Genomic DNA, 24,995 nt, shown 5'->3' on the forward strand with positions numbered 1-24,995 from the left:
CATACACTAACATATTCTTACTGTATGCACCTTCCAATACTTTTTTCGAGGCATCAGACTCATCCTGTTCTCTTGTTTCCTTAGGTTCTACCTGAGGACTGTACTGAATTTTTCCCAATTGATCTTCTTTTTGTTTTAAAACAAGTTCAAACTCAATGATCTCTTTACTGGTATCAATCTGTTCTTGATACTCATCTACGTAAGCGTGTGTAAACGTAATATCTCAAATTGTGTTTTCATTTCTAACGATTTGGATATTACATTTGCGATAGTAATCTTCAGTATCAGGTTTATATTCTGTGCTTGCCCATGTATACAGCATGTTGGAATTATCCGCATTGTCTACAACTGAAGGAAGCGGATGAAGCGGAATTTTGCTTCGAATATGTAGCGAATGAACCAAGTTTGGAGACTTAGCTGAAAGTTTTATGGAACTATTATTATTATAAGTAAAGCCAATGATCTCACCTTTTACAAACTAGATTGGTTCACCACCGGATTTGGAAGCACCTCTCTTATTGCTCATGAATCTTACCTCACAATCCTCTTTATTGTTTGATTAAAACACAAATGACCCGTACGTGGGTCAATTTTTCCAAAGTGTCCATCTTACGGGTCACAGTTCAGTTAAGGTTAGCGGGGATTTGCTTTACTTACGTTTAAGCCCCTCCATGCTGTACTTGAGGCTCTATGCCATGCGAATGAATAGGTACAGTAACAATTAACAAAAAGCTAGCCGCGACGATCACCAGTGCCATTTTTTTTAACATTGTTCATCCACACCTTTTCAATAAGATTTAAAAATTTTTCTTTGGTTTCAAGACTCGCATGTTCTCGAAAATGTAAAAAAAGCCCCATACAATTTATGAAATAAGTCTCATTATTTAGTGTATGATAACTTACCATAGAATACATCAAATGTTTAAAACCATCATCGTAAGAATTTCGATGTAAATAATAATGGGCCAACTCATAACCACACCACGCAAAATAATCTGGTACCACTTGTTGAGTATATATATCACTTGATGAGTGTTGTGATAATGAAACAATGTCAGTTTCAAATCGTTTAATTATATCACTAACGTCGATATCATATCGGTTAGCCGTTATCATAATGTTCAGTAGTTGAATAATCCGATCTTCTTGGGTTGTATCCTTCGCTGCGTCGATGTATTCAATATATTCTTGCAGGACCTCTATATCTCCGGATAAAAGCTTATTGACAATAATATTAGCTTCTGCCCAGTGCCTAAACAAACCAATCCAGTGTTGGGTATCTTCGTCTGTCTCTTTAACCCAATCTAAATTAGCATAGGCGTATGTATATTGTAGAGCTTGGTGGTAATCGCCTTGGGCTTCGTAGACACCTGCACACAGCAGGTCAGCATAGGAAATGTATACAAACAATGGACGGTTTAGCTTATCAGTACATTCAGTATGTTCTCGACTCTTATGTTCGTGTTTCAAATTATATTGAATTTCCGCTTTAGCCCTCATTAATTTTGCTATTTCCTCTACCTTGTCCCATTTACGCAGAGATCTGTACACGTTAGCTAAATCCTTCAGCGCGTCAAGCTGTTCCATTTCATCAAGACGTTCCACAAAGGGTTCAAGTAGCGTTGCTGCTTCGAGATTACGGTTTTGATCCTCTCCAACTTGAATTCTGAATATACGATATTGGCAGACTGCCAAGCGTTCAGAATGTTGATATCTCTCCGCTTCAGCTACCCCCTCATAGAGCAGCAATGCAGCCGCATTTTTTCCCTGCGACAATAATCCTTCTGCAATTTCAAATAGCTTGGGTGAATACAGGAGATTGTCCATGATGGCTCCAACTACTCGACGGATCGCATCCAACCTGTCCAACTCCGCACAGCGAAACAAAAATGGCTCGATTCGCCTCATATTCGGGGGATGGTCGATGATGAAGTTTTCTATAAACAGATCGTAAAACTCACCCTCTGGTAAACCCATAGCCTCAGTGATTCGGTCTAGCTGGTTAACAGACATTGACTTGTTTCCTGTTACAATAGCACTTATTATGCCCCTATTCATGCCTGCAAGTTGTCCGAATTGCGCTAGGCTCAAACCTTTTTGTTGTATATATTTATCTAATTCTGCTCGAATCGTAGGTGTATGCTTCATATCATATCCACCTTCCACACAGAAATTCCAAAACTTTTTATTATTGCATTCTATTGTCGTCCATAATTCAACAGTTGTCAATAACCTTCCTTTTTTTCATTTAAAGCCTTTACCTGTCCACGAATCTATTAAATATATTCATATATTCCATAAAAAGGTTGACGATATTGATAGACCCGTTTATGCTATTTATTGATTCACAAATATTTCAAGGAGGCCTTTTGTTTGAAAGTAAAATTTCTACCACAAGCTTTTCTAGCTGCAACGTTACTCATTTCTTTGGTAGTCGCCAGCCCGGCAATCTCTCATGCTGAGAAAGGGGGGAAAATCCCTGACCAAATGTTAGCGGGTACAATCATCCAATATGATGAGAACAATAACATGGTTGTATTGGAAAAAGGAACTCCAGTACCTGAACAGCAAAAATCTAAAGCTGCTATTGCCCCACTTACTGCTGAACAACAAGTTGAGCTAGAAAAAGAAAAACAACAGGATAAAGAGATCGAAGAAGAAACCAAATCACTGCCGGTATATCATATCGATAACCCTGACCCTCAGCCTGGTTTAAAAGTTATTTATGACGGCGAAGGTTTTATCAAAGATATTATCTTGCCTGAACAAAAAGAAAATGCGATTACTACTTATAATGTTTCACTTCAAGCATTACCACGCGGTACACGCAAATCACCTGGGACTTATACATATGGAGCACATGATAATGAAATTAAAATTCGCGGAACATCTGATGGCTATGTTCGAGGCACAGGGAGAGGAACAAACTTCACAGACACGTATGGAGAAAATTCCAATAGACTTCAAAGAGGTGACTGTGCAACAAAAGGAGCCATTGATAATCCCGAGTTTGGGACAAAAATTCGGGTAAGGAATTATGATAATGATATCGTAGCTAATTTTTATAAAGCTGATAATGGGAGTCTTCCAGATGCAGTCATTGATATTTGGAAAACGGGTGTAGAGGATCTAGGTTTAGAATGGCATTCGTACGTCTCATTTTCAGCAAGATATTCCTATGATTTTTAATATCTTTGCACCAAAAAAGGATAGGATCTCGCGTCCTATCCTTTCCCTTTTCGTTATCATATTCAGTTTGATTCATCACTTATTTCAGAAAGGATGTCTCGTTTTGAGAACACGCCGCTACAAACCCTTTAGGTTCTTTATACTTTTCCTGCTCGTGCCAGCTTTGTTGTCATCCTGCTCCCCCTCTACTACCCCACCCGCAGAATCTGCTGTACCCCAAAAGACCCAATCAGGGGAAAAGACAGCTCTAGCCGGTCAGAGCCAATATCTATCCATGACTTATACAGAATATGTAAACGGGAAAAATGCAGATCAAGGCATGGTTATGCGTGTAATGACGTACGACTTGAGTAGTAAGAAAGTGACCAAGCTGGCCGACGTCCCCTATACCTCCCAGTACCCGCTTTCTGTGGTGTCCTTGCCTGATCACAAAATTTATTACTCTGCCGATGTTGGTGATAAGGGAGACCAGTTATTTTCGTATGACTTGAATACCCAAAAAAACGAACAGCTTACCGATAATTTGTTTGCCATCAATCGTATCGTACCAACTACTCCAGATGGCCCACTCGTTCTGGTTGCGGTCAAAAAAGGAGAACGTATACTTAAAACTATTTTCTACAATAAAACAACGCATGCCATGAAATTTATGCATGATGAAAACCAAGATAAAAACCATGATGAACAAACTTGGTCTATAACCTATAATCCAGCCAAAAAAGCAATTTACAGTTCACATTATTCAGCTAAGGAGCAAGATGAACAAAGAGAAATCTCAAACCGAACACAGACCATTATGGTCCCACCGGATAACAAGGTTACAGAAATCAATAGCATCACTAAGCAAGAGCGTTCTGTTATTACACTAAAAAATGAAGAAGTATCATCGATGTCCAGCAGTAATGATAAGCTGCTCCTCATAACCACTCGATTCATTAATGGTGGCAATCCAGAGTATAGTCTGATTGATATTGCAACAGGTAAGCGCACCAAAATAAAGTTGCCTATTTTATCCCGCCAATTTGTCTATATGTCCCCGGACGGCAAGGGAATCTATTATTTGGGTAGCGCCTCTGAGAAAAATGAGGAGGACGGACGAGGGGTATACTATTATGATTTCACATCGAAAATTCAAACCCCGATCTTTATACAGGAAGAGGGTTTTATCAATAACTTCATACTGCTGAATAAGTAATCGTTCGAATTGTCGCCATGCCAAAGAGCCGGAAAAGAAGATTCTCTCTCCGGCTTTCTTTATCTGATTCCAATCACTAAACCTATTGCCGAACCTCTCCCGCAGTCGCACCTTTGAGCTTCTCCTCTCTTATTAGCTTAGCCAGTAGAGTATTTAGTGTTTACTTTGAAATTGTATCCGATAATTAGCCTATTCCGTAGTAACAGTCGTTTGATCGGGTGTTTTTGGCGCAGTAATAGGGGTAGGAGCAGGACTTTTTGCACAAATCCTTAAAAACCAAGATAAGGGCAAAGGAATTACGATTAACTTGATGCGTACAGGATATTCCATCACAAGCAACTCTTAATTCCCATCTTTAACAGCCCCCCATCGGAGTACAAGATAGGCATAATGAGTAAAGGGAGCTGATATTATCTATAATTCATTCACTTCAATATTTTTCATTGTACTTGCTATAATAATTCAAATTACATTACGAAAGTTGGAGCCTCGGATAAGTAAAAGCACAATGTTGAAAGTGAGAATTGCAATAACAACAACAGTCCTGCTTATCGGAGTCGTATTGTATATAATTGACCCTCAGTGGTGGATCGTGATTGCTTTTGCAGTGTTTTTCTGTATACTGCTTGTTATGCTTTTTGTGAATTTTTTAAAAAGACGTAGTAAATCACATTGATTTATGATTTCCATACTCATCGACAAGAGCCTTCCTTTAATGGAGGGCTTTTATATTTCACACCAAATTTTTTGGTGTAAATCCCATATAAGCAATGACAAAAAGACTCCCCGCCGACCAATTAAGGTTAGCGGGGATTTACTATTTAATAATAAATTCAACTTTTGTTCCGTCCGGATATTTCCATAATTTTTTATCCATCCATCTTCCTGCTCCAGTATCGTCTTCGGGATTAATGTATTTTATATTGACTCCTTCTCTACTTTCTGCACATGTAGCAGAAGGCCATAGACTGCGATGAGTCCCTTGTTTGACTGGTACTTTTCCTATAATGCGATTTCTCTATTTTCAAACACTCTCTTTACATCTAATGTACACACATTGGTTGCCCATTATCAATCGCCTCTATAAAATGCTGTGCCGTCTCTGGATATTTCTCTGACGGAAACTCCACACGCACTCTTTCAGGCGGACCATATATTGTTGATGGCTGTGTAGATACGTTTTTTGGAACTGACGTTTTTAATTTTTCTGCTTGAATTGGTATAGGAGTTTTGTTGCTAGTTTGGTTCATACCCAATCTCCGGGCGAGGCTTTTAATGGACCTTCAAGCGTCAGAATAATTAACTCTTCATGAGTTTGGTAGGCTTCTACCACAACGGGCTTTTTTCTGAATTTATTCATACAATCTCACTTCTGCATTATATTATCATATGGAAAAGGAGCTTCATTTATATGGCATTATACAATATTTTCATCAGCCACGCTTGGAAATATACTGAACATTATGAGGATTATCAAGACCTAATTTTAAAAAAGATAGAAAATTTAAAGGGTTCTACATAATTAGATATGACTAATATGTAGAACCCTTTCTTCTTTTACTAAAGCACCCGTTAGTACAATAAGTTCAATAAAAAAGACCATCAAAAATGATGGTCCTACTTCACAAACTATTACACAGTCATTAAAAAACAAAGGACATTAAAGCTAATAAAATCCTTCAACTTTAATTTTATTGTTCCATAACATTTCTAACAAACAATTGCTTGTTTTTATGAGCAATTGTACTTACTATCGCAAGTAATAGCCCCGAAATAACGAATACAATTCTAATTCCTAACAAATCTGCTAATACTCCCATAACAAGAGAGCCAACGCCAAAAATCCCAGTTCCGATAGCACCTAACGAGGTATAAACAGTTGATAACTGTTCTTTTGACACACTAGTTTGTATAACCGTTTGTTGAGGAATTTTTTTAATTTGTCCAAAAAGCCCTACACAGAGCGATAAAAGTAAGGAAATCATTGGAATGCTGTTTATGCTAAATAATATTGTGAATAAGAAACTTGCAAATGAACCGACAAAAATAAAGGTTCCTATTTTCTTTTCAACAAAAGAAGAAAATTTAATACAAAAAGCACTTCCCAAAATCAGACCTAAAAAGTTAGCTCCATTGATAAATCCCCACCATTTTTCATCAACGTTCAAAGCCTCGTTGACAAACACATATAAAATAGCAGCTATCCAAACCGTTGCTGCAATTGTTTCCAAAAATTCTATCCAAGCAATCCTTCTTAATACTGGAGTGTTAGATAAAGTTTTCCAACCTTCTTTAATTTTTTCTAGTTTCCCTTTTTGCTCGGTTGTTTTATGGTTTACACTTTCTAAAAGGCAAAGTAATATGCTTGCAATTACAAATAAACATCCAACTAACCAAATAAGTTGTTGAGAACTCATAATAATTAGCAATGAACTTCCTACGAACCACATACCTGCTTGTATGGTCTGCGTAATTGTTTCTGCAATTCCATTAGCTTGAATTAGATATTCAGGTTTAACATAGTATGGAGTTAATGTCTGTCTTATTGGATTTGCACATCCGTCAAAAAAAGCAATCAATCCTATTATTAAAAAGATAAAATAATAATTAGCTGCTGTTAAACCAATTAACATAAACCCTAGAATAAAGAGTAAAATCGTCTTTACAATTTGTGACCCAGCAAGTAACCATTTAAGATTTAATTTCTCAACCAAAAGGGGAGTCAGCAGACTGGATATAAACATAGAAGAAGCAATCGTAAATGGAACAAACGATGCTGCAATTGCAGAACCTGTTAATACAAAAATTGTACTTATAACACCGACTATATATAATACATCGCCTATATTAGCGAGTGATTGACCCAAAAGTAATAAAGAAAAATTTTTATTCAATTTCATTATATATCCCCTATTATTTCATTCGAATTTGGCTTAATAGGGGTTTATTAGATTGGACTATTCATTAAATTTGACTCCTATCATATATGGGACAAATCTGGGGATATAGATTTATCACAAATTTTGTATCATCGATTAATATTTAAATGAATTATAGCATATTTTTTCACTCCCATAGTAATTATATTCATACACCATTTTTTCCTTACGATTCTTTTATTTATATTCAGTAAATTCTCCATAAAATATAAAAATCCTACTTCCGCTAAACTGCCCCGTTAGTTGAATAAGAACTTCTTGTTTGATTTCAACATAGCCGCAATCCGCATATCTGCTATACAACAACCATGTGTCATTCTGCCTGAATTGAATCTTTCGATTGCCTAAATCATGGTTAAGAGCAATGGCTGACTTAAATCCGAGTTCTTTGGCAATCTCTGTGGCAGTATAGGTTTTGTTAACATGCATTAGGATTGAATTTGTTCTTTCCGCCTGTACTTTGGCAGCACGTTCTTCCTTGAGCTGAGTCAGTAGTTCAATTCCAAAGTCAGGATTATTGAAGCTATTATCAATCACATTATCCGTAGCATATATTCCATGCTTCCTGATCGACGGCAGTATTTCATCAGCTACCTTAATCTGAAAGGCTTCTGCTATTTCATTTTTTGCTTTCATTGCTAAGCGATAAAAGATGTTTTCAGGAATAAATTCAGGCAGGCCAACTTTCCCAACTTCATCACTGTGCCCACTTGTGGGTACGCCAAAATCTTGCAGGTACCCTCTCACTCGCTCCCACCTTACAACTTTATTGCCACTGGCTGCTGAACGAACAAGCCCAAGACCACGGGAAACATCCTCTAAACTCAATTGTGTCGTTCCGTTTCCATCAATAAAACCTCGTACTCCGTGAATTGCATGTATATCCATACCTGTTCTCACCTTTCTTTGAACGCAAAATAAGCCCCTGAGTTATCAGAGGCTTTCATACTTATATCTTAAATTGGTTTTGTTACTATAACGCTGCGGATTTTAAAGGGAAACATTGTTCTATTTATCCCCAATAAACGCCAATCCAAGACCACTACAGATATTAGAGTTTCTAAACATTTTATGGTAACATCAAACTATCAGCTGAAATTTATTGGGGGAAACAAAAAAATGGCTAAAAGTAAACTTATTCTCTTTATATTGTTTTTTTATATAGGCTGGACAATTAAGGAGCTAACATTCCATCCAAAAATAACTGATTTGGAGCTTTATTTGATATCCTTCTTGATAAAAATGATTTTTTGGATTGGGCTAGTGGTCATTTATTTCGTATATATCGATCGAGTAAAGTTGCAACAAATCATTGACTACATAAAATTAAAACAAAATATCATCAAGGGAGTATTTACTGGCGGAATTATTGGATTATTATTGGTAGCAATCGAGGTTACTATCTTTAATGATTTTAGATTGGACTTAGGAATCAGATGGATCATTACACCGTTAACTGCATTTTCTGAGGAAGTAGTGTTCCGGGGATTCGTTATGAATAAACTAAGAGACCGTCGGGTAAAAGGATATAACTTTATACAAGCCATACTTTTTATGGGCATACACTTTCCAATAGGTATTATTTCAGGATATTCACTTTTTAACTATGTGACCATATTTCTCGTAGGATACATTCTTGGGTTTATATATAAAAAGACTTCTTCGATATGGGCTCCAACGATTGCACATAGTGTCTATAATATTCTTATTTATTTAAGGCAATAAATATACCTATTCCTTTTAGTGCGTCAATCCTTTATGTTTTTACCGATGATGTTATTGAACCTGGAGAAAATGAAGTTATAAAAGAATTGGCCTTATTATAAGAAGAAGTTAGCACGTTCGTTACGACTGAGAAGCTTAATGTTTGGGTTATACGTTTAAAACTCCCTATACAATATCCAACGGACTATTATTATGAATTTATATAGAGCTAACGTGAACAATAACTCAATAAACATGAACAGACGGTAGCCGATAAAGTGGCTGCCGTTTTCTCAACTAACAGGCTAAAATCTAAATTTAATCATTGACTATTTTAAAAGATGAAACCAGACCTATCTTGGAGCGATATACAGTTGAACTTATTAATAATCACTATTGCGAAATTTGCGTTCCGATTCAATAGACGTATTAAGGCATAGGATTGTTTCTGTTATTGAAGGCAGTCTAATACTAATTCCCTTTTATAAAAGTAAAAGCCCTCTGTTTAGAGGGCTTTTGTGTATACAGTATATAATTTGTTTGTTGCTGGATAACTACGGATTTTATTTAAGGGAAGCTATAGCTTTATTTATTTGTTCTAGTTCAGTCTTATATTTAGATATGGAACTCATGGATTTAGACATACTCACGCTGTACTCTTACTAGAATCTGGAGCTACTATTAAATTTGTATCGAAACGATTAGGTCATAAGACCATTAAAACCACAGCAGACACATACTTAGACATCACTGAAAAAATAAAAGAAGACGAACTTAAAAAGTTCGCCTCCTATACTAAAAGGAAATCCGAGTCGGCACAAAATCGGCACGTCCCAGGTTTAACAGCTTAATTACCGCTAGTACCTTGTCTCACCAAGGCTTACCGCATTTTAACCGATAGAACCTTCCATTTCGAACTTGATCAAACGGTTCATTTCTACCGCATATTCCATCGGCAGTTCTTTGGTGAACGGCTCGATAAAGCCCATAACGATCATCTGTGTAGCCTCTGCTTCGGTCAGACCACGGCTCATCAGATAGAACAGCTGATCTTCCGATACTTTGGACACCGTTGCTTCGTGCTCAAGCGTGATATCGTCATTCATGATCTCATTATAAGGAATAGTATCCGAAGTTGATTGATTATCCAAAATCAACGTATCGCACTTAATATTCGATTTTGCACCTTGAGCCTGACGGCCAAAGGAAGCTAATCCGCGGTATGTTACTTTACCACCGTGCTTACTGATCGATTTGGATACAATGGTGGATGTAGTATCTGGTGCCAAGTGGATCATTTTCGCACCTGCATCCTGATGCTGGCCTTTGCCTGCAACAGCGATGGACAAGACCATCCCTTTCGCTCCACGACCTTTCAATACAACGGCAGGATACTTCATTGTCAGTTTGGAACCGATGTTTCCATCGACCCATTCCATGGTTGCATTTTCTTCAGCAACCGCACGTTTGGTTACCAGGTTGTAAATGTTTGGTGCCCAGTTCTGAATCGTTGTGTAACGAACACGTGCGTTTTTCTTACAAATAATTTCCACCACAGCACTATGCAGCGAGTTCGTGCTGTAAATTGGAGCTGTACAGCCTTCTACATAATGCACAAAGCTGTCTTCGTCAGCAATAATGAGCGTACGCTCAAATTGCCCCATATTTTCCGAATTGATACGGAAGTAAGCCTGCAATGGAACTTCACATTTTACACCTTTAGGCACGTAGATAAAGCTACCGCCTGACCATACCGCACTGTTCAGGGCCGCAAACTTATTGTCCGCAGGAGGTACGACTGTGGCAAAATACTCTTTCAGAATCTCAGGATGCTCACGCAACGCCGTATCGGTATCCATGAAAATGACACCCTGCTCTTCCAGATCCTTTTGCATGCTGTGGTAGACAACCTCGGATTCATACTGCGCGGATACACCAGCCAGAAACTTTTGCTCCGCTTCAGGGATCCCTAATTTATCAAAGGTTTCCTTAATTTCTGTAGGAACCTCTTCCCACGTTTTCCCTTGTTTCTCGGAAGGTCTTACATAGTACTGGATATCATCGAAATCCAGCTCATCCATGTCTCCGCCCCATTTTGGCATTGGCATTTTTTCAAATTGCTTCAATGCTTTCAGACGGAACTCCAACATCCAATCCGGTTCACCCTTAATTTTGGAGATTTCTTTTACAATTTCCGGAGTGAGACCCTTACCTGTTTGGAAAATGGACTTGTGCTCGTCACGAAAGCCATACTTATACTCTTCCATTTCCGGTGCTTTCTTGGCCATGTTTCTCAAACCTCCTCTGTTCTATTTAAATTATTTATCTTCATCTATTCCTTTACGCAGCGCGTTCCAAGCCAAGGTCGCACATTTAATGCGGGCCGGGAACTTATTAACGCCTGACAAAGCTTCCAATTCTTCATAATCATCAAATTCGACGGCTTCGCCCTTCATCAAAGAGGAGAAGCGACTCGCCATATCCAAGGCCTGATCAATCGTTTTTCCTTTGACCGCTTCTGTCATCATCGAAGCCGAGGACATACTAATTGAGCAACCTTCGCCAGTAAAACGAGCATCCTCAACTAAGCCGTCTTTCGTTTTGAGTTGAAGGGATATCCGGTCACCACACGTAGGATTGTTCAAATCCACCGTAACAGCATCATCCTCAAAACGTCCGCGATTGCGCGGATTTTTATAATGATCCATAATCACGCGTCGGTACAAGTCGTCAAGTTGCATCGCCAAAATACTCCTTTGTTTGGATTAAGGCGCTGACCAGAGCGTCGATATCCTCTTCTGTGTTATAGAGGTAAAAGCTAGCACGTGCAGTTGCACTGGCTTTCAACCAGCGCATCAATGGCTGGCAGCAATGATGGCCTGCACGTATGGCCACCCCTTTACTGTCCAGTACAGTAGCTACATCATGCGGATGCACATCATCCAAGTTGAATGTTACAAGCCCGACATGACGTTCAGCAGGCCCGTAAATCGTCAAACCCTCCACTTCACGGAGACGTTTAAGTGCATAATTCGATAGACGGCTCTCATGCTGTGCAATGGCGTCCAGTCCAATGCTTTCCAGAAAATCAATGGCAGCTCCCAAGCCAACAGCCCCAGCGATAATCGGGGTGCCACCTTCGAATTTCCAAGGTAGCTCCTTCCATGTGGATTCATATAATCCCACATCGTCGATCATTTCACCGCCAAACTCAATGGGCTCCATGTTTTCCAGCAGAGCCTTCTTGCCGTAAAGTGCACCAATCCCTGTAGGAGCACACATTTTGTGACCAGAAAAAGCATAAAAGTCAGCATCTATGTCTTGCACGTCTACTTTCATATGTGGCGTGCTTTGTGCACCGTCGACAACGATGACTGCACCTTTGCGATGTGCAATAGCAGCAATTTCTTTGACCGGATTCACAACGCCAAGTACATTGGAGACATGCGCAATTGCTACAATTTTTGTGTTTTCTGTGACGGTTTTCTCCACGTCCGCAAGATCAACGCTACCGTCCTCTTGAAGCGGAATATATTTCAAAGTTGCACCAGTGGCTTTGGCAACCTGTTGCCACGGAATCAGGTTGCTGTGATGTTCCATCTGAGTGATGACAATTTCATCACCCTCCTTACAGTTAGCTCTACCGTACGAAGAAGCCACCAGATTCAGCGCGGTTGTTGTTCCGCGTGTAAAGATGATTTCCTGACTGCGTTTGGCATTCAGAAAACGGGCTACCTTCTCCCTCGCACCTTCATAAGCATCCGTAGCACGGCTACCCAAGGTATGAACACCACGGTGTACATTCGAATTATCAAATTCATAGTAGTGCTTGATCGCCTCGATGACCGCTAGCGGCTTTTGCGAAGTGGCCGCATTATCCAAATAAACCAGCGGATGACCGTTAATCTCCTGATGTAAAATCGGGAATTGTTCACGGATCAATGCAGTGTTCATTGGCCTAACTTCCTTTCAACAAGGCTTTGCAGCTGATGTTGAAGTCCTTCAAGCGGAATTTCAGATACGACAGGTGCCAGGAAGCCGTAAATAATCAATCGTTCAGCTTCTGCACGGCTAATTCCGCGGGACATCAAGTAATACACTTGCTCACGGTTAACCTGACCAACCGAGGCTGCGTGTCCTGCTGTTACATCGTCTTCATCAATCAGCAGGATCGGGTTAGCGTCACCACGTGCTTGCGGGCTGAGCATCAGAACACGTTCTGTTTGCTGACCGTCTGCTTTGGTAGCACCCTTTTCTATTTTCGTAATTCCGTTAATGATAGAAGATGCTTCTTCACGCATAACTGCGCGCGTAATCATCTGACTAGCGGAATTTTTACCAAAATGCTGTGCTTGTGTCGTATAGTTCAACTTTTGCGAACCAGAACCTACAGCAATAACCTTGGCATCTGAGTTGGAGCCATTGCCTTTGAGCACGGACATGGTATTGCTAGCTGTATTGCCGTTGTTCATTTCGCCTACAATCCATTCGATAGCAGCGTCATTTCCGAGCGTGGCACGACGAATGGAAATATCCGTTACTTGCTCTCCAAACTGATGCACTGTGGCATAACGTACTTTAGCGCCTGCATTCGCAACCACTTCTACCGCACCGTTATGAAGAACAGGTGCCGCCAAATCCGCAGATACATAGTTGTCTACGTACGTCACGGAACTATGGTTTTCAGCTATGAGCAACACATGCGGCGCAAACGTTGCAGTCGCATCATCCGTGAGGAACACAGCTTGAAGCGGAACGTTCAGCTCTACATTTTTAGGCACATAAGCAAATACTCCACCGTTCCAGAGTGCTGCATGTAGTGCAGATAATGAATTTTCTTCAGCTTTAATAACAGTATTCAGATGAGCTTTGACCAAATCAGCATGCTCTTTAACCGCCGTTTGCAAATCCGTGAAAATGACGCCTTGCGCCGCCAGTTCCTCGCTCAGCTTCACGTATACCGCACCGGAGTTGCGCTGGATGATCAGACCGCCCTCCTGTTGTTCTTTGACCAGATCAGCAATGGCTGCAGGAACCTGACCTACAGATGTAATGACCTCGCTCAGTTTATGTTGACCGTAATCGTTTAAATTCCAACGCTCGATTTTTGTTTTTTCAAATACCGGAAGCTCCAGTTGGCCTGCAAGCTCAAGTGCTTTTTGTCTGTCTTCGGCTAGCCAAGTTGGCTCGCCATTACGTTCGGACAGAACACGCAGTTGCTCGGAATCTACCGGAAGGATTGTTTGTGTTGTCATCAGTTTTCCTCCTCGCTTCCGGCTTACGCCTCTTGTCCTACAGTTTCATCAACGATACCCAGCTCTTCCTTGATCCAGTCGTAACCGTCCGCTTCCAGACGCTCTGCAAGCTCAGGACCACCGGATTTAACGATACGTCCTTGCATCATCACGTGTACATAATCTGGTTTAATGTAGTTCAACAGACGTTGGTAGTGAGTAATTACAAGGAAGCCACGGTCTTCAGAACGCATAGCGTTTACACCGTTAGCTACGATTCTCAAAGCATCGATATCCAGACCGGAGTCAATTTCGTCCAGAACGACAATTTTCGGATCAAGCATCATCATTTGCAGAATCTCATTCCGCTTTTTCTCACCACCGGAAAAACCTTCGTTCAGGTAACGGTGAGCAAACTCAGGATTCATTTCAAGCTCTTTCATTTTGCTTTCCATTTGGCGGATAAACTTAATCAGGGAAATCTCTTGTCCTTCTTCACGGCGTGCGTTAATTGCACTACGCAAAAAGTCGGAGTTTGTTACCCCTGCAATTTCACTTGGATACTGCATCGCCAGGAACAATCCTGCACGTGCACGCTCATCCACTTCCATATCCAGCACGTCTTCTCCATCCAAAGTTACTTTGCCATCTGTGACTTCATATTTAGGATGACCCATCAAAGCAGATGCGAGTGTACTTTTACCCGTTCCGTTAGGACCCATGATAGCGTGGATTTCTCCGCCCTTCATTTCGAGGTTAATACCCTTCAAAATTTCTTTACCTTCAATGGTCGCTTTGAGACCTTCAATCTTAAAGTTTGTAGCCATATTCGCAATACCCTCCAAAAAATGTAGTGTGGTGTCGAAATCAGAAAGTATATTTAAACAGGGGAGCCCCCTGATTTCAAGTAATATTTAAAAATTTATTTATAATCATTCTAAACTGATTCTCAATGATTCTCAAGTTATTTTATAATAAATATCTTTAAGGGTGCAACCAACAGACACACGTTATCCAACTTTCTTCATAAAATGTTCACCCTACCAAGCGCACAAATGACAAAATTCATCCTAGGAATGATTATGTAGTTATAGTTTAGTACAAAAACCATGGGATACATAATCTCTTTTTTAGCCATAAAAACGCTACTGACAGCATGACGTCAGTAGCGTTTTACATGTAAGGGTTATTTTAGAACGAAAGCTTGAGGAGTTAGCCCAAATAAGAGCGTAACATCCACATATGTTTCTCCAGATCCGCTTTATAACCGATTAGCAAATCTGCAGTAGGCTGGTCGGAATTACTTTCCGCCAGTTCGATACCTTCCTGAAACTCCTCACATACCGTCGCAAAATCCTCGATCAAAGTTTGTACCATCTTAGGAGCATCTTCATTGCCGGTTGCTTCCTGAATCGACGACAGCTCCAGGTATTCCTTTAATGTTGCGGAAGGAGAACCTTTCAAGGCGAGCAGACGCTCGGCAATCTCATCCATTTTCAATGTCACTTCATTGTATAATTCTTCGAATTTAACATGGAGTGTATAAAAACTGGAGCCTTTCACGTACCAGTGATAGTTATGAATTTTCACATATAACACATTGAGGTTAGCGACTTGACGGTTTAAAAGTTCCTCCACCGATTTGGTTTGCGTATTTTTCGAGTTACTTGTTGTTTTAGCCATCATAAATCCCTTCCTTTTTCATCAAATTGACTTTCAGAAGCGTTTACGTATCCATCACCGCCACTGCTGACGGTAAGACGCCAGCGGGCATTTGAGTATTACCTGCCGGACGTCTGTTTCATATTTACCCTTTCTATACAGAAACGAAACAAAAAGAAGAGTTCTCTCTCTTCCAATCCATCATAAAAAAAATGTACAAAAATTCAGTGATTTTCGTTATACTTTCTCTATCCTATCAAAATACTTGGTTTAATATTGTGATATTTTTTTCACCATTTACATGTGCACAATTTACGGAGGTGACCTCATTGTCCAAATATCATCCCTTAACGACCGAAGAAGCAATCGAATTCGTGAAGAACATCCCCGGATTTTTCAGTCAGGAAGCCCAGCTGGAATGCCGAGAAATCGGTGATGGCAACTTAAATCTGGTTTTTCATATTACAGATTCTAAATCTAACAAGAGTATCATTGCCAAGCAGGCACTTCCCTATGTAAAAATTGTGGGTGAATCCTGGCCGTTGTCGCTGGATCGTGCCCGTATTGAACGTGAGGCACTTCAGCAGGAACACCAGCTTTGCCCCGAATTGGTTCCTGCCGTACTGGGCTATGACGATGAGCTTGCGCTAACCGTGATGGAGGATCTTAGCTCACACACAATCATGCGCAAGGGACTAATAGAAGGTAACACATATCCCCTTTTTGCTAATCATATTGGGGAGTTTCTGGCACGCACGCTCTTTTTCACCTCAGATTTAGGCATGAATCAGCAGGATAAAAAAGAGCTGGTTAAACGCTTTATTAATCCTGAACTTTGTAAAATAACTGAGGATCTGATTTTGGATGAGCCCTACCGGTTTTCAGATAATAACAACTATGGTGTGTACATTGAAGACGAAGCAGAGGCACTCCGTACAGATCAGGTGCTTCACCTGGAAGTGGCTTTACTGCGAGAAAGGTTTATGACACGAACAGAAGCACTGCTACACGGCGACCTCCATACAGGCAGTATTTTTGTAACGGCTGAATCGACTAAAGTCATTGATCCTGAATTTGCCTTCTACGGACCCATGGGGTTTGATATCGGAGCAGTCATCGCCAATCTGCTGTTGAACTACGCAGCACAGCCCGGATGGACTTCTGGCGAGAAGGCCCTAAAGGAAAAACGTGACTGGCTCCTGGAGACTGCCATTCAAGTATGGGAGCAGTTTGAAAGCAGGTTCCGTACCCTATGGGACAAGCACGTCACCGATCATTTGGCACGAACGCCCGGATATCAGGACTTGTATCTCCAGAAAGTGCTGCAAGATATGATTGGTTTTGCAGGGTGCAAAGTGATCCGCCGGATCATCAGCCTGTCGCATGTGGCGGATATCGATACCATTGCCGATCCTAATATCAAGGAAGCTGCGGAACGTCTCTCGTTAGCGATCGGAAAAGCCTTGGTTCTGCGCAATCGCAAGCTTCATTCGATTCGGGAACTGGGGGATATTGTTCGGACAGCAACAGCGATCCAAACTAAAGGAGCATCACAAATATGAGTGAAAATAAAGAATGGACGCCCGCATCCTCCCGAGAAGCATCTGCGACCGGACAGCCTCTATCTTCGCTGGTGTGGAAGGGTAACCACTTGTCCATGCTGGATCAGCGTCTACTGCCCGAAACGATAGTCATGCTGGATTTATTCACGACCGAGGAAGTATGGGAGGGCATTCATGCCATGAAGGTACGGGGCGCCCCCGCCATCGGGATGGCTGCAGCCTACGGTGTTGTGCTGGGCGCTATCTCCTATCGCGGCAACGACGCTGCTGGATGGCTGGAGCATGTACACGCGGTGTGCGGACATTTGGCTACCTCACGGCCGACTGCCGTAAATCTGTTCTGGGCTCTGGGCCGCATGAAGAAGCGAGCCGGCGAACTTGTCACAGAGGCTGAGGTAAGTCAGATCGAAGACTGGAATGCAGGGCTGGAGCGTGAAGCTATAGCCATTCAGGCGGAGGATGAAGAAGTTTGTCGCCAAATCGGTATCCATGCATTACCTCTGTTCGAGGACGGGATGGGCGTACTCACTCATTGCAATGCAGGCGGCTTGGCAACAGCCAAATACGGAACAGCGCTCGCGCCTCTGTATTTAGCTCAGGAGAACGGTATCCACCTGAAAGTATTTGCTGACGAAACTCGCCCCGTATTACAGGGTGCGCGTCTGACCGCCTTTGAGCTTCAGCAGGCAGGCATAGATGTAACCCTGCTCTGTGACAATATGGCAGGCATGGTGATGTCCAAAGGATGGGTGCAGGCGGTCATTGTCGGCACAGACAGAGTCGCCGCTAATGGGGATGTGGCCAACAAAATCGGCACCTATAGCCTGGCAGTGCTGGCGAAGGCGCATGGTATACCTTTTTACGTTGCTTCGCCACTATCTACCATTGATTTACAGACCGCTACAGGCGCAGATATTCCGATTGAGGAACGTTCTGCAGAAGAAGTTACCGAGAGCTTTGGTAAAAGAACTGCCCCAGAAGGCATCAAAGTTTACAACCCGGCTTTCGACGTTACACCTCATAAGTACATTACCGCCATCATTACCGAAAAAGGAATTGTCCAAGCTCCCTTTAGCGAGAACCTCACCGCTTTGTTTGCCGATTAATTGTTCTTGCAGGTTATATAGTTGGTATATAATTCAAATGGTTTCACTCGTTAAAATGAAACTTTTCACAGAAAAAACCGGAGCCGTAGCGCCCGGTTTTTTAACTTTTTTGCTTTTATCCAACAACTATTACTAGTCTTCTTACACCAGTTTCAATAATGCTTCATAGCCTGGCATCCCTGGCTTAATTCCAAGTTGCTCAGCTTCCGTTGTCACAGACTCCATTGGTGCTTCCAACAGTTCCTTTAGCGTTTTTACCCCCACAGCTCGTGCGGCAAGAATTTTCCGATCCGCCAGCCGTTCATTGAGCAATCCAACATCCAGCGCACCACACATGATGTAACCACGGGAGTTAGAGATCGTCAATAGCGTTGTTTTAGGCAGTTTGACCTCGACTCCGATAAATGTATGCTCACCCACTTGAATGGGTTCCATGTGTATCATGGTTATTACATGCACCTCCTCTTTGTTCATCCCGGATATTTTATGCGGCATTTGCGGGTAAGTGTGGACGTCTGTGGATACCTGTAAAATATTTAGAAGCTTATTTATGTACAACAGAACAGGCAATAAAAAGACCAGATGGACCATTCCATCTAGCCTCTTCCTTAATTTGATTCTCTCGTATTTTTTATAATCGCACTATACGATTCCTCTGTGGTGATGACGCTAATTCCCTAAATTTAGAAATACGAAGTAGTAATGATATTTCTGAGAATTTAATATTCTCCAAATTACCTTCCTCCATCTCCCGTAAGCATGATGATCTTTTGATTAACGGTCCCAGCTCGCCAGTATGACATGTCACAGGTTGGTCTTATCTCCCCACAAGATACAGCTATACTGTTAGAGAGCTGCCGATTTTTCCATTCATGCCCATTGCACTCCTGCCTGTCTTGATCTCCAACTCCTATTCTGACTTGAAACTTAGGTTTCGGGTTTGTCAGTTGGTCGCCCTGCTTCTTTATTCTGCTTTGCATCCACCCTCTCAATTTTGTATTACAAAAACAAGATGTAAGGTTCTCAATCTTTAAAGATCCCTAAAGCAAAAAAACCATCCATAATAGACGGTTTTACTTAAAATATTATAATGAATAAAACACCAGCTCATTTAGTGCAGTATTTTAAAGCTAAATACAACATAATCTTTTTTTTGTTCATAATCTGTAATGTACTTTATTTGGCCTTTAACTTTTCTCCCAGTATACTCTTCTTTTAAGGGATCCCATTCGTTTAGCAATATTAAATCTCCAACATTGAAATTCCGGTCATTATATCTGATTTCGAATGTTTTTATTTCTTTTATTACTGAATCAAAGAACTCCTTATTGATTTTTAAATGATGTTCCATAGTATAAATAATCCTTTCAAAAATCAATAATCAAAAAATTAACAAGTTCTAAGATCGAGATACTTTCATCATATCTAAAAAGAGGAATTTGATAACTTTCAGAGAAAGCAGTTGCAGCTTTAATTTCACTCAGTTGAAATTCGATTAGTAATTCTAAAGAGTAATGTACACCATCTCTATTGAATAACCTTTCTTTTATGATCGAAGGATCTTGGGTAACTAAAACAATTCTTTTTAAGTTTGTTTCAAGAAAAGTCTCATCTGGTAAAGTTATAATAGATTGATTTTTGTCCAACAAGCAAAAATGTCCGTCTAATAACAAATACCGTTTTTCGGTATTTATTTCATTTAATTCTTTCTTCCACAGTGATTGAGAGGTCTTCTTCATTATTGATTAGGTCTATTACTTCCTTCGTACGCAAAATTTTGTGTAATGTTGATTTCATTATCTATACGAGCCCTCTGATCTCCTTTGCCTTTAATCTCTCCAATTGTTCAAGTTCTTTAGCCCATTCAAGGTGTTCGGATGTCCTAATTCACGACAACCAAAAAATCCAGTCACCGTCAATACAGGGCAACTGGATGGTAAAATTGATGTTTTATTTGTCTTTCTTTCTTTTTTCACACCATTAACATTGAAGTAGTATTTAGTAAGTTTTATGAAAACTACCAACCGTAGAGTTATACTTGGCAATATCAGATGGTAATACGAAACCGATTGATGTTTGATAAAGATTTGCAATGTCGTTCCCTGCTCCGAAATAATATGCCTGCCAAACAAATTTGGAACAATAACTATCAGCAACATTATTAAGTGTATGATTAAAAGTATAATTTTGCACCCTACCTATATTGTTCATTGCTCATCTGGCTGCGGAAAGACCACCCCCACCATATGCATGCATGACTGTAAATGTGTTACCTTTAGAAAACCGTGAAATATAAGAATCTAAACTCTCTGAAATACCGGGGCCGTATGGATGTACATGATAAATTCTATAATCAGTCCCTACAATTCCAACGTGACCAGCAAGGAAAGTAGAAAACGATTTAGGATTATAAATAATATCTCCTGCTTGAATAGTTATGTTAGTACGAGGATATTTCTCAGGAAGTTCAGCCGTTGGACTGATTATAGTTTTATCCTGTGAGTATGTAGATTGGGTGACAGAATTTGAATCATCGGTAATTGTTGAACTTGCATCCGCACTAGCAACGCCAGCAAATAGAAATGCAAAACAAATAATAAACAAAAATCCCAATGAATGTTTCAACTGCATTTACTTCAATATAGCCAAGCCCCCATTAAGGAGTAGATGATGGGACGTATAATTATAAACATAAAGAAAAGAAATAGAATGCACAGTCACATGCTTGTCCCCCTCAAAAAGGTCACAAATACGGTCACAAAATTCAGTCATTTATAAGATTTTAATAGAATGAATCAGTAAAGATCAGTAAATTGAAAACTGCTATGAAAGCTTTTCCCGCTTGACTTTACGGCTTAAACAGTGAAAAATTTTACTACCCTAAATTCGATACATCTTAGACGCACCACACATGATGTAACCACGGGAGTTGGAGATCGTCAACAGCGTTGTTTTAGGCAGTCTGACCTCGACTCCGATAAATGTATGCTCACCCACTTGAATGGGTTCCATGTGTATCATGGTTATTACATGCACCTCCTCTTTGTTCATCCGGGTTATTTTATGCGGCATTTGCAGGTGGGTGTGGACACCCGTGGATAAATTCAAAATTTTAGGAGGATGATGTATGTACAGCAAAATAGGCGATATCAAAAAGACCAGACGAATTTTTCCCATCTAGTCTCTATGATCATCGTTAATGTTCTAGCTCTGTGCTTTATTCACACTTCTTTAGGTACTGTGGCGGTACAAAGTCGGCAAGCCAAACACCATGGTTGGCTTTATAAAACTTCACTTGATTAGCTAATGCCTTTGCTGTGTCGACTTCGAGGATCACTAGTTCTCCACGTCTTTTGCCTGCTAAAATTGCAAACTCAAGCGATACAGACAGATGTACATACTTTCTCCCCATCGGCTTAATTCCTTCGGTGAAAATGTTATGGATTACCTTTGTGTTTGTACCGTGATAGAGAATCGTTGGTGGAGTAGCTTCCTCATAATTTAATCTGCCTGCACTGTGCCCATAATTAGCTCTTATGTACCCACTAACCATTTCATATCTTTGTTTTGGACAATGGCTTACTACTTGTTCGATATCCGACTCACTGACCTCAGACCATCTATTCTCTGATCTTATTCCTTGAATCGGGTTTGAACGTCACAAAAACCCTCATGGTCCAGCTCAAGACCAAACTGTTCTGGTGTATGCCTAAGAATCTTACTCATAAATTTACTGAGGCTCTCTTCTTGTTTTGATGTTAACATGATGTACTCCTTCTAATAAAATATTTGTTTATCTATATTGATCTGGAATTTTAGATATAGCTTTCCATCCTTTAAATAGTCCACCATGATTGAAAGTATTGAGCATTTCACCGAATTGAGGGATCACGAGTTGAAAGTTTCTTCGTTTAACTAACTGTGTAATTGAAGATTCTCCTTTTTAACATCGTCTCTTAATTCTAGGGTAGATGAGAATTTTCCTCTTTATCAGATGGATTGCTATGAAAAAAAGCCTACTCTCATTTTATTATCAAAGGAGCAAGCTTGGTTCATATTATTGAATTACTTTATGATTCAAATGTCATCTTATCGGGAAATATCCCCCCTTCTTTAACGAAGCAACGTGCCATCCTCTGTGCAGCCCTATCAAAATAAAATTTATTTGAATGGCTCGGATCTGGTAAAGGTTCAATTTCAGAGAATAACTTAGTCTCTTTGTTCAATTGAATTTCCCCATAATGTGTTCATTAGGGCCATATCTATAAATAACTACATTCTCATCTTCATGTTCTTTTAAAAAGTAAAACAAATGCTCCCATTATAAAATCTCCTCTACTCTATTTCCCATGGACGACCCGACCTTACCGCAGCTTTATGAGCAGTCTCATAGTCTGTTTTAAATATACCCTCAAATCTGGATTCAAACAATTCATGGTTAAGCAAATCCATATCTTTTTCTGTTTGTAATCCTTTTTTGTAATCTGTCCCATACTTGAGCTATTTCGTAATCAGAGTTATCACATATACCGTAGGCACTTCCATAGACCGACTATAAGCAGAATATGAAGCGATAATGGATATAGTAGGGAGTTCCAACATATGGTATTATAGAAGATAGTATGCAAAGCATAGATTTCATGTGATTTCTAATAGAAAAGTTCATCATTGGAAGGAGAAACTAAATGGAACCTAATTTTAAACTTAAGAATCTAAATGGTGAGGAAGTAACCATTTTTGAATTGCAAGAAGCAATGGGAAAAGGGGAGGTTACTTCTAGGGAACTTGTTATGTACTACATGTATCGTATTGCAACACACGACCAGAGTGGTCAAAATATAAATTCTATAATGGCAATCAACCCAGATGCGATTTTTATTGCAGAAGCCCTAGACAAAGAAAGAAAAACAAGAGGAATTAGAGGGTATTTACATGGTATACCTGTTTTGTTGAAAGAAAATATTGAAACAAAGGACAAAATGCGGACGAGTGCGGGAGCGTTGGCACTGGAAAACAACATTAGCGAAACGGATGCCTTTCTTGTAAAAAAACTTAGAGAAGCTGGAGCCATTATCCTTGGAAAAACAAACATGACTGAATTGGCAAACGGCGTATCCTCAAAAATGTGGGCAGGTTACAGTTCTAAAGGCGGACAAGTATTAAATCCATACGGTGACTTTTTCGTGGGTGGGTCAAGTACTGGTTCTGCTGTAGCTGTGGCGTCAAATTTTACAAGTGTTGCAGTTGGAACGGAAACTTCAGCATCAATTTTAAGTCCAGCTATTCAAAACTCGATTGTTGGTATAAAGCCTACAGTTGGGCTTATAAGTCGTACAGGTATAATACCTTATTCCTATTCTCAAGATACCGCTGGAGCAATGGCAAGGACAGTATCAGATGCGTCAATCTTACTTAGTGTACTTGCAGGTAAAGACGATAATGACCCTGCTACATGGAAAAATGATGATACGATTGACTATTCAACTTACTTAGACAAGAATGGCTTAGAAGGGGCGAAAATTGGGGTTTATAGAGATGTACCATTAGAGCAATTTCGTGACCCTGACGAATATGATAAAATATTATTTAATAATACTGTAGAGGAACTAACAAAAGCGGGAGCAATCGTCATTGAAGACATTGAAATGCCAGCCTTCGATAGGAAATGGAATTGGAACAAGTTGAATAACGAATTTAAGCATGGTCTTGATAACTATCTCCGAAACCTTCCACAAAGTATGCCTGTACATACATTTAGTGAATTGGTTGAGTGGAACGAAAAAAACTCCGAGAAGGCTTTGAAATATGGACAAGATTTACTGAAGAACCGTCAACATTTAGTGAATCCATTGAAGAATCCGAACTATATATTAGAGTCTTTAACTGATTTATATTATTCCCAGAATGAAGGCATAGATTATGCCATAGCGAAATACGGATTGGATGCAATTATGTTTCCATCATATGTGGGAGCAGAAATTTGTGCAAGGGCAGGGTATCCATCAGTAGCTGTTCCCGCTGGCTTTAAAGACAACGGCAGACCATTTGGAGTTACGTTTGCAGGAAAGGCATTTAGTGAACCTATGCTAATTCGTATAGCATTTGCATATGAACAACGAACGAAACATAGAAAAAAGCCGTTACTCAGTCATAAGTAAAAGAGAAGTTCCATGCAAAGAAACCACTCCATTGTAAGGAGTGGCTTTGTCTTTATATAGAGGTATATTTTGTGGTCAAATTGTACTTTTAGTTTAAATACACTACAGTACGGTGAACCGTATCATATATTCAAATATCATGGCTACGCCATACTGCTCGTTAGCTTAATACCAGCAGCCAGTCTACAACTTTGTTTTCTTGGTCTAAAACTTTATTGTCACCGGACATCAAGTTGTAGCGAAAAC

Annotated in this window: 20 protein-coding genes and 4 pseudogenes; 7 read left to right on the forward strand and 17 right to left on the reverse strand. The window is 40.1% G+C overall.

The window, feature by feature from the left end; genetic code table 11:
• Positions 1 to 732: 732 nt before the first annotated feature.
• Positions 733 to 2,148: a helix-turn-helix domain-containing protein gene (locus tag BN1546_RS03365; protein ID WP_058829316.1), complete on the reverse strand. Its 1,416-nt coding sequence runs from the start codon at positions 2,146 to 2,148 to the stop codon at positions 733 to 735.
• Positions 2,149 to 2,373: 225 nt separating this feature from the next.
• On the opposite strand from BN1546_RS03365, the gene BN1546_RS27690 reads away from it, so the two are divergent.
• Together BN1546_RS27690 and BN1546_RS27695 are read left to right on the forward strand one after the other, a co-directional pair.
• Positions 2,374 to 3,189, forward strand: coding sequence for a hypothetical protein (locus BN1546_RS27690; RefSeq protein ID WP_253806466.1), 816 nt, complete (start codon positions 2,374 to 2,376; stop codon positions 3,187 to 3,189).
• A gap of 103 nt (positions 3,190 to 3,292) precedes the next feature.
• A complete protein-coding gene (locus BN1546_RS27695) occupies positions 3,293 to 4,384 on the forward strand; it encodes a hypothetical protein (RefSeq protein WP_255305261.1) in 1,092 nt (363 codons plus the stop codon).
• 1,043 nt (positions 4,385 to 5,427) lie between these two features.
• Here the strand turns inward: BN1546_RS27695 and BN1546_RS03380 are convergent.
• From BN1546_RS03380 to BN1546_RS27700, 3 genes are all read right to left on the reverse strand, one after another.
• Positions 5,428 to 5,634, reverse strand: coding sequence for a hypothetical protein (locus tag BN1546_RS03380; RefSeq protein WP_090735960.1), 207 nt, complete (start codon positions 5,632 to 5,634; stop codon positions 5,428 to 5,430).
• Positions 5,635 to 6,075: 441 nt separating this feature from the next.
• On the reverse strand, positions 6,076 to 7,284 hold the full coding sequence (locus BN1546_RS03385) for an MFS transporter (RefSeq protein ID WP_090735963.1): 1,209 nt from the start codon (positions 7,282 to 7,284) through the stop codon (positions 6,076 to 6,078).
• A 216-nt stretch (positions 7,285 to 7,500) separates the two neighbouring features.
• Entirely contained in the window at positions 7,501 to 8,211 is a 711-nt protein-coding gene (locus BN1546_RS27700) for a phage antirepressor KilAC domain-containing protein (RefSeq protein ID WP_253806464.1), read from the reverse strand.
• A gap of 231 nt (positions 8,212 to 8,442) precedes the next feature.
• On the opposite strand from BN1546_RS27700, the gene BN1546_RS03395 reads away from it, so the two are divergent.
• Together BN1546_RS03395 and BN1546_RS03405 are read left to right on the forward strand one after the other, a co-directional pair.
• Positions 8,443 to 9,048, forward strand: a complete 606-nt coding sequence (locus BN1546_RS03395) for a CPBP family intramembrane glutamic endopeptidase (protein WP_058829313.1) — start codon at positions 8,443 to 8,445, stop codon at positions 9,046 to 9,048.
• A gap of 602 nt (positions 9,049 to 9,650) precedes the next feature.
• Positions 9,651 to 9,878 (forward strand): annotated as a pseudogene (locus tag BN1546_RS03405) (tyrosine-type recombinase/integrase); the annotation flags it as partial.
• Between the two features lie 39 nt (positions 9,879 to 9,917).
• Here BN1546_RS03405 and sufB read toward each other — a convergent pair.
• From sufB to BN1546_RS03435, 6 genes are all read right to left on the reverse strand, one after another.
• On the reverse strand, positions 9,918 to 11,315 hold the full coding sequence (gene sufB / locus BN1546_RS03410; RefSeq protein WP_016819590.1) for a Fe-S cluster assembly protein SufB: 1,398 nt from the start codon (positions 11,313 to 11,315) through the stop codon (positions 9,918 to 9,920).
• A 30-nt stretch (positions 11,316 to 11,345) separates the two neighbouring features.
• Entirely contained in the window at positions 11,346 to 11,768 is a 423-nt protein-coding gene (sufU, locus tag BN1546_RS03415) for a Fe-S cluster assembly sulfur transfer protein SufU (RefSeq protein ID WP_013370293.1), read from the reverse strand.
• The gene (locus BN1546_RS03420; protein WP_040101735.1) at positions 11,758 to 12,981 is read right to left on the reverse strand and encodes a cysteine desulfurase; all 1,224 of its coding nucleotides are present in this window, start codon (positions 12,979 to 12,981) and stop codon (positions 11,758 to 11,760) included. Before BN1546_RS03420 ends, sufU begins: the two co-directional genes overlap by 11 nt.
• Positions 12,978 to 14,282, reverse strand: coding sequence for a Fe-S cluster assembly protein SufD (gene sufD, locus BN1546_RS03425; protein ID WP_013370291.1), 1,305 nt, complete (start codon positions 14,280 to 14,282; stop codon positions 12,978 to 12,980). Before sufD ends, BN1546_RS03420 begins: the two co-directional genes overlap by 4 nt.
• A 23-nt stretch (positions 14,283 to 14,305) precedes the next feature.
• Positions 14,306 to 15,088 (reverse strand): Fe-S cluster assembly ATPase SufC, encoded by a 783-nt coding sequence (sufC, locus tag BN1546_RS03430; protein ID WP_013370290.1) that lies wholly within the window; start codon positions 15,086 to 15,088, stop codon positions 14,306 to 14,308.
• A gap of 385 nt (positions 15,089 to 15,473) precedes the next feature.
• Positions 15,474 to 15,944, reverse strand: a complete 471-nt coding sequence (locus BN1546_RS03435) for a Dps family protein (RefSeq protein WP_013309551.1) — start codon at positions 15,942 to 15,944, stop codon at positions 15,474 to 15,476.
• Between the two features lie 308 nt (positions 15,945 to 16,252).
• Between BN1546_RS03435 and mtnK the strand changes: the two genes are divergently transcribed.
• A complete protein-coding gene (gene mtnK, locus BN1546_RS03440) occupies positions 16,253 to 17,485 on the forward strand; it encodes an S-methyl-5-thioribose kinase (protein WP_090735966.1) in 1,233 nt (410 codons plus the stop codon).
• Positions 17,482 to 18,591, forward strand: a complete 1,110-nt coding sequence (gene mtnA, locus BN1546_RS03445; RefSeq protein ID WP_090735969.1) for an S-methyl-5-thioribose-1-phosphate isomerase — start codon at positions 17,482 to 17,484, stop codon at positions 18,589 to 18,591. The genes mtnK and mtnA overlap by 4 nt, the downstream gene beginning before the upstream one ends.
• Positions 18,592 to 18,732: 141 nt before the next feature.
• On the opposite strand, the gene BN1546_RS03450 is transcribed toward mtnA, so the two are convergent.
• The 7 genes and pseudogenes from BN1546_RS03450 to BN1546_RS27705 form a co-directional block, all read right to left on the reverse strand.
• Positions 18,733 to 19,035, reverse strand: coding sequence for a YunC family protein (locus BN1546_RS03450; protein WP_017425931.1), 303 nt, complete (start codon positions 19,033 to 19,035; stop codon positions 18,733 to 18,735).
• Between the two features lie 667 nt (positions 19,036 to 19,702).
• Complete coding sequence (locus BN1546_RS03460; protein WP_058829309.1) at positions 19,703 to 19,942, reverse strand: DUF3850 domain-containing protein; 240 nt, start codon at positions 19,940 to 19,942, stop codon at positions 19,703 to 19,705.
• A 16-nt stretch (positions 19,943 to 19,958) separates the two neighbouring features.
• Positions 19,959 to 20,330, reverse strand: coding sequence for a hypothetical protein (locus BN1546_RS03465; RefSeq protein WP_058829308.1), 372 nt, complete (start codon positions 20,328 to 20,330; stop codon positions 19,959 to 19,961).
• Positions 20,331 to 20,805: 475 nt separating this feature from the next.
• Entirely contained in the window at positions 20,806 to 21,216 is a 411-nt protein-coding gene (locus tag BN1546_RS03470; protein ID WP_141651581.1) for a hypothetical protein, read from the reverse strand.
• Positions 21,217 to 21,492: 276 nt separating this feature from the next.
• Positions 21,493 to 21,612 (reverse strand): annotated as a pseudogene (locus tag BN1546_RS27210) (DUF1805 domain-containing protein); the annotation flags it as partial.
• A 196-nt stretch (positions 21,613 to 21,808) separates the two neighbouring features.
• Positions 21,809 to 22,356 (reverse strand): annotated as a pseudogene (locus BN1546_RS03480) (RNA 2'-phosphotransferase).
• A gap of 305 nt (positions 22,357 to 22,661) precedes the next feature.
• Positions 22,662 to 22,903 (reverse strand): annotated as a pseudogene (locus BN1546_RS27705) (hypothetical protein).
• Between the two features lie 373 nt (positions 22,904 to 23,276).
• Between BN1546_RS27705 and BN1546_RS03495 the strand changes: the two are divergent.
• Positions 23,277 to 24,749, forward strand: coding sequence for an amidase family protein (locus tag BN1546_RS03495; protein WP_058829305.1), 1,473 nt, complete (start codon positions 23,277 to 23,279; stop codon positions 24,747 to 24,749).
• Positions 24,750 to 24,995: the final 246 nt, after the last annotated feature.

Origin of the sequence: Paenibacillus sp. Mc5Re-14 (assembly GCF_001049835.1) — a bacterium.
In the GTDB taxonomy this organism is placed as follows: Bacteria; Bacillota; Bacilli; order Paenibacillales; family Paenibacillaceae; genus Paenibacillus; species Paenibacillus polymyxa_C.